The organism is Sphingomonas sp. Leaf21 (genome assembly GCF_916858675.1).
In the GTDB taxonomy this organism is placed as follows: domain Bacteria; phylum Pseudomonadota; class Alphaproteobacteria; order Sphingomonadales; family Sphingomonadaceae; genus Sphingomonas.
Window position 1 is genome coordinate 1 of record NZ_CAKASM010000050.1, and the last position, 1557, is coordinate 1557.

At 66.0% G+C, this 1557-nt stretch carries 1 protein-coding gene; it reads left to right on the top strand.

The window, feature by feature from the left end; all coding sequences use genetic code 11:
* Positions 1-113 precede the first annotated feature (113 nt).
* Entirely contained in the window at positions 114-1235 is a 1122-nt protein-coding gene (locus tag LRP66_RS18175) for an IS110 family transposase (RefSeq protein WP_230484005.1), read from the top strand.
* Positions 1236-1557: the final 322 nt, after the last annotated feature.

Sequence of the window (1557 nt, forward strand, 5' to 3'; positions counted from 1 at the left end):
CCTGGACATATAGGGTCGTTGCGGTGGCGGCGATCCAGGCAGAAGATGCCGAGGCGGATCGCGAAGCAAGGACCGCGATACCGCCATTCCCCTGCAATGTTCAGGAGGCAACCATGGCAATGAAGGTGAAGCCGGAAGAGGTGATCCGGCATGAGGAAGTGTACAGCGTCGGGTTGGATGTCAGCCAGCGCAGCACCAGCATCTGCGTCCTCGACGGCAGCGGTGCCGTCGTGGTCGAAGGCCAGGCCAAGACCAATCCGTTCGAGATCGGCCGATACCTGCAAAAGCGGCTGGAAGGGCCGCTGAAGCTGGGCATGGAGACGGGCAGCCTGGCGGCGTGGCTCTATCACGGCCTGCGCAAGATGGGGTTCGACATCGCGGTGATGGACGCGGTCCATGCCCACCGCGCGCTGTCGCTCAAGCGGCACAAGACCGACCGCAACGACGCGCATGGCCTGGCCGAGATGGTGCGACTGGGCGCGGAGTGGATGAAGATCGTCCACGTCAAGGAACAGGCGGCGCAGGAACTGCGCGTCCAACTCGCCGCCCGTGCGCGGCTGGTGAAACAGCGCGTCGACCTGGAGAACGAACTGTGCGGGCTGTTGAAGCCGTTCGGGTTCGTGGTGGCGCGCGGCAATGTCGCCCCCGACACGTTCCGCGACCGGGTGGTCGACGTGCTCGCCGAGGCGCAGGACATCGGCCTGCACCTGAAGATCGTGCTCATGCCGCTACTCGACGTCCACCGTCTGATCGCCAAGCATATCGCCGAGGCCGACCAGCGGCTGGAGGCGGTCGCGCAGGCCGAACCCGTGTGTCGGCGTCTGATGAGCGTGCCGGGCGTCGGTCCGGTCACCGCCCTGTCGTTCCGCGCCGCGATCGACGAGCCGACCCGCTTCAAGCGCGCGGCCGATGTCGGCGTGTATCTCGGCCTGACCCCGCGCCGCTTCCAGTCGGGCGAGCAGGACCATCACGGCCGGATCAGCAAGCGCGGCGACAGCGTGACGCGGCTTCACCTCGTCCAGGCGGCCACCGTGCTGCTGGTCAGCGTGAAGCGATGGTCGACCCTGAAGGCCTGGGGCGTCAGGCTGGCGAACCGCATCGGTTTCAACAAGGCCAAGGTGGCGGTGGCGCGAAAGCTCGCCACCGTCCTGTACCGGATCTGGCGTGACCAGAGCGAGTTTCGTTGGGGCAAGGCGCCCATGGGACCTGCGGCACTCGCCGCGGCGACCAGCTAGCGCCCCATCCTGGCGGAACCTGGACGGGCGGTCTGAACCCGTTCGGGCGTGACCTGCAGGCACGGCGGGTCGGTGACCTTGTGACGCGCATTGTCGGACCCGGTCTTCGGACCGGTGCTACCACGCTGTAGACATATCAAGGCACCACCTGTTGGCAGCACCCTAAATGACGGCATCCGGCCATGCCTCCAGAAGAGGCGACGAACAACGCCGGTGTGACCTCGCAGAGAATACTGAACCTGCCCACGCCCCGACCGCCCATGACGAAAGGATGTCTATGGCAAGATAAAACCGCGGGGCTTGACCACCGCAACGAGAGAAT